The following is a 4575-nucleotide window of genomic DNA, read 5'->3' as shown; positions in this document are numbered from 1 at the left end:
CACCGCCGCATCCAGGGCGAGACGCGGATCGGTCGGCTGGGCTTGTGCGGCGGCGGCTCCAAGGCTGGCGAGCAACACGAACAGGGCAAGTCTCATGGAAGGCTCCTCCTCGGGGGAAGTTACGAGGCCCGGCGCATCATAGACGCGTGACGGGTCTCACGTCCCCCGAGGCTTGGCCCGCGCGGTCGGCGGCGTGTTGGCCGGGTCCTCCGGCCAAACGTGCTTCGGATAGCGGCCGCGCATGTCGGAGCGCACGTCCTTCCAGGACCCCCCCCAGAAGCCTGGCAGGTCCTGGGTGGTCTGGACCGGCTTATGCCCCGGCGACAGCAGCGACAGGGTCAGGGGCACGCCGCCGACCGTCGGATGGACCTTCAGGCCGAACACCTCCTGCACCCGCACGTCCACCCGGGGGCCCGCCTCGGCGCCATAGTCGATGGCGAAGCTGTTGCCGGTGGGCGCGGTCCAGCGCAGGGGGAAAGCCGCCTCCAGCGCCCGCTGCTTGTCCCAGGGGATCAGGCTGCGCAGCGCGCCGTCGAGCGCGTCCGGCTTCAACCCCGACAGCGACCGCAAGCCCGGCAGCAGCGGCGTCAGCCACTCATCCAGCCGCGCGACCAGGGCCGCATCCGACAGATCGGGCCAGTCGCCCTCGCCGCGCGCCCGCAGGAACCCCACCCTCTGGCGCAGGCTCACCGCCGCCTCGCCCCAGTTCAGCCCGCCCAGCCCCTCGGCCCGCACCCGGTCGGCCAGGGCCCGGGCGATCAGGGCGGGATCGGGGTTCTCGTCGATCTCCTCGCGCAGGGTGAGCCGCCCCAACCGGGTCAGGCGTTTGGCGCGCAGCCGTCCGCCGCCGCTCTCCTCCAGCCGATCCTCCGTCTCCAGCTGATCGGCGAAGGCGCGGGCCAGATCGGCCTCATCCAGCGGCGCGGCCAGCAGGATCCGGTCGCGCCGATCGCCGCCGCCCAGCTCGGCTATGGCCAGCCAGGGTTCGCGGGCGAGCGCATCGGTGGGCTCAAGGAAGGCGCCCCGGCCATTGACCAGCTGGAATTCCCCGGTCTTGCCCCGGGCCTTGGCCACGCGTTCGGGATAGGCGAAGGCGAGCAAGAGCCCGTCTTCCAGCGGCTCGCCGCGCCCCGCCCTTCCCGCCAGCCCAGCCCAGCGCTCAGCCAGGGTCCGGGCGTCGCGGGCGCGGGGGCTGCGGTCGCGCTCGAAGTTCTCCAGCCGGTGGCGCAGGTCGGCGTCGCGGCCGCCCAGATTGTGCTCGCTGACCAGGGCGGCGATCTTGGCCGCGCGGACCGCCTGGCCGGTCTCGGCGGCCTTGAGCACCATGTGCGCCAGGCGCGGCGCCAGGGGGAACTCGCTCAGCGCCTCGCCATGGGCGGTGAGCACGCCGTCCGGCGTCAGCGCCCCCAGCCGCCAGAGCAGGCTGCGCGCCTCGCTGAAGGCGGCCTTGGGCGGCGGGTCGAGAAAGGCCAGGGCGGCGGCGTCCTTCGCCCCCCAGCGGGCCAGGTCGAGCGCCAGGCCCGAGAGGTCGGCGTCGAGGATCTCCGGATCGGCATAGGCCGGAAGCGCCCGGGTCTCCGCCTCGTCCCACAGCCGGTAGCAGACGCCGGGCTCGGTCCGCCCCGCCCGGCCCCGGCGCTGGTCGGCGGCGGCGCGGCTGACCCGGACCGTGGCCAGCCGGGTCAGGCCGCTTGACGGATCAAAGCGCGGAACCCGGGCCAGGCCGCAGTCGATCACCACCCGCACGCCCTCGATGGTCAGGCTGGTCTCGGCGATGGAGGTGGCCAGCACCACCTTGCGCACCCCGGGCGCAGCCGGCGAGATCGCCCGGTCCTGCTCCCCAGGGTCCAGGGCGCCATACAGGGGGGCCACCACCACATCGGCCCTTCGCAGCCGTTCGCCCAGCTGCTCGGCGGTGCGGCGGATCTCCCCCTGCCCGGGCAGAAACACCAGGATGGAGCCGGTCTCCTCGGCCAGGGCCCGCTCGACGGCGCGCACGGTCCGGTCCTCCAGGCGCAGGCGCTCATCGCGGCCCAGATAGCGGGTGTCGACCGGATAGACGCGGCCCAGGCTCTCGATCACCGGCGCGTCGGCCAGCAGCTTCGCTACCGCCGCCCCGTCCAGGGTGGCCGACATCACCAGGATGCGCAGATCGTCGCGCAGCAGCCCCTGGGCGTCGCGGGCCAGGGCCAGGCCCAGGTCGGCGTCCAGGCTGCGCTCATGGAACTCGTCGAAGATCACCGCCCCCACGCCGTCCAGGCTGGGGTCGGACAGGATCATGCGGGCGAAGACTCCCTCGGTGACCACCTCGATCCGGGTCGCGGCAGAGACCTTGGACTGCAGGCGCACGCGATAGCCGACGGTCTGGCCGACCTTCTCGCCCAGGGTCTTGGCCATGCGCTCGGCGGCGGCGCGGGCGGCCAGCCTTCGCGGCTCCAGCATGATGATCTTGCCGCCGGCCAACCAGGGGGCGTCGAGCAGGTGCAGGGGGACCACGGTGGTCTTCCCCGCGCCGGGAGGTGCGACAAGAACGGCGGCGCTGGCTCCCGCCAACGCCGCCTTGATGTCCTCGAGCACATCGTGGATCGGCAGCATCCGCCGTATCTAGCGGCCCTGCGGGTGCGCGTCAGTCTCCCTTGTGCGGCAATTCCATCGGCGCCGCTTCATGTCCCCCGACAACGACGCCCTTGCCCAGCTTGGAGGAGCGCATGCCGTAGGCGAAATAGACGATCACCCCGAGGATGAGGTAGCCGAGGAAGAAATGCCGGGTGGCGGGTGTGGCCATCAGGCTCATCAGCAGCACCGCGCACATGGCCGCGCCCAGGATCGGCACCACCGGATAGAGCGGGGTCCGGAATGGCCGGGCGAGATTGGGCTCGGTGGTGCGCAGATAGATCACCGTGATGCACACCAGGGCGAACGCGGCGAGCGAGCCGACATTGGACAGATCCGACAGCGCGTCCAGCGACAGGAAGCCCGCCGCGCACATGGCGGCGATCCCGACGATGATCGTGTTGATCCAGGGTGTCTGGAACGTCTTGTGCACCGTGGCCAGGGCGGTCGGCAGCAGGCCGTCGCGGGACATGGTGTAGAAGATACGGGTCTGGCCGTAGAGCAGCACCAGCATCACCGAGGAGAGCCCGGCGATGGCGCCGATCTTCACCACGAAGGCGAACCACGGCAGGTGCATCATGTCGGCGGCCAGCGCGATCGGCGCCGGCACGTCGAGCTGCTGATAGGGCACGATGCCCACCAGCACCGCGCAGGTCAGGATGTAGAGGATCGTGCAGACCAGCAGGGCGCCCAGAATGCCGATCGGCATGTCCTTGCCGGGGTTGCGCGCCTCGGCGCCCGCTGTGGAGACCGCCTCGAAGCCAAGATAGGCGAAGAAGATCACCGCCGCGGCGTGAATGACCCCGCCAATCCCATATTTCGTCGAATTGTCGCCCGTGACCACGGCGACCAGGGCGCGACCGATCTGATGCCAGATGTCATTGGGCACACCGGCGGCCACGGCCGGAACCTGGGCGGGAACCAAGGGGCTCCACTGCGCCGGGTGGACGTAGCGCGACCCGATGACGATGAAGAGCACCACCACCGCCACCTTGATGGCGACGATGATATTGTTGACCGCCGCAGACTCCGTGACGCCACGGATGAGCAACAGGGTGACCAGTCCGATCACCGCAATCGCCGGCACATTGGCGACGCCGGTGGCGATCACCACGCCGCTGGCGTTCTTCACCGCCACGCCCGGCGCCGCTGTCAGCTCTGGAGGAATGGCCAGGCCGATGTCATGCATCAGGCTTACGAAATAGCCTGACCAGCCCACCGATACGGTCGAGGCGGCAAGGCCATACTCAAGCACCAGCAACAGACCCATGACCCAGGCAGGTCCCTCGCCCATCGAGGCGTAGGTGTAGGAATAGGCCGATCCAGATACGGGCAGGGCCGAAGCCAGTTCCGCGTAGCAAAGGGCGACGAACGCGCAAAGCGTTCCCGTGATGATGAACGAGATCATGATGCCCGGACCAGCGAACTGAGCCGCTGCTCGCCCGGTGAGAACGAAAATCCCGGTCCCGATGATACAGCCAATACCTAGCAGGATCAGATTGATCGCACCAAGCGATCGCTTCAACTCACTGCTCTCATGCTCGGCCTGAATCTGAGCTACAGATTTCCGCCGAAAAATACTAATCGCCATACGGCTGCTTCCTATCTCGCTTCAAGGCTTCGGGCTTTGGTCGGCACGCTAGCCGCAGGTGATCCAACGGGCAATCACCGTGCGCAGCGCCGCCGGACTTCCATTTCGGCGCCTAAAACACCATCATGGTTGCGATGAACGCACCCTCGCAGACCTCGCCCATTCGCGCCCTGATCGCCCCGGTCACCCCGCTGGCCCAGAACTGCACCATCGTCTGGTGCACCAAGACCATGAAGGCGGCGATCATCGACCCGGGCGGAGAGACGCCGCGCCTGATGGGCGCCCTGAAGGACCATGGGCTGACCCTGGAGAAGATCTGGATCACCCACGGCCACCTCGACCACGCCGGCGGCACGGCGGCGCTCAAGGCC

General features: G+C 69.5%; 3 protein-coding genes. 1 reads left to right on the top strand and 2 read right to left on the bottom strand.

The genetic code is table 11. The features are described from left to right. Window positions 1–156: 156 nt before the first annotated feature. Together hrpB and Q7P21_RS19445 are read right to left on the bottom strand one after the other, a co-directional pair. Window positions 157–2595, bottom strand: coding sequence for an ATP-dependent helicase HrpB (gene hrpB / locus Q7P21_RS19450; RefSeq protein ID WP_304179926.1), 2439 nt, complete (start codon window positions 2593–2595; stop codon window positions 157–159). Between the two features lie 31 nt (window positions 2596–2626). Then, window positions 2627–4204, bottom strand: a complete 1578-nt coding sequence (locus tag Q7P21_RS19445; protein WP_304179915.1) for an APC family permease — start codon at window positions 4202–4204, stop codon at window positions 2627–2629. Between the two features lie 134 nt (window positions 4205–4338). On the opposite strand from Q7P21_RS19445, the gene Q7P21_RS19440 reads away from it, so the two are divergent. After that, window positions 4339–4575, top strand: a 237-nt coding sequence (locus tag Q7P21_RS19440) for an MBL fold metallo-hydrolase (RefSeq protein WP_304179912.1), incomplete at its 3' end; no start/stop codon positions are given.

It is taken from the genome of Phenylobacterium aquaticum (assembly GCF_947378715.1).
In the GTDB taxonomy this organism is placed as follows: Bacteria; Pseudomonadota; Alphaproteobacteria; order Caulobacterales; family Caulobacteraceae; genus Phenylobacterium; species Phenylobacterium aquaticum_A.
This window is presented reverse-complemented; position numbering and strand designations above follow the sequence as displayed.

What these genes read in the sequence shown, in the direction of transcription:
- hrpB (WP_304179926.1), bottom strand. Translation starts at nt 2,595, where the DNA reads ATGCTGCCGATCCACGATGTGCTCGAGGACATCAAGGCGGCGTTGGCG.
- Q7P21_RS19445 (WP_304179915.1), bottom strand. Translation starts at nt 4,204, where the DNA reads ATGGCGATTAGTATTTTTCGGCGGAAATCTGTAGCTCAGATTCAGGCC.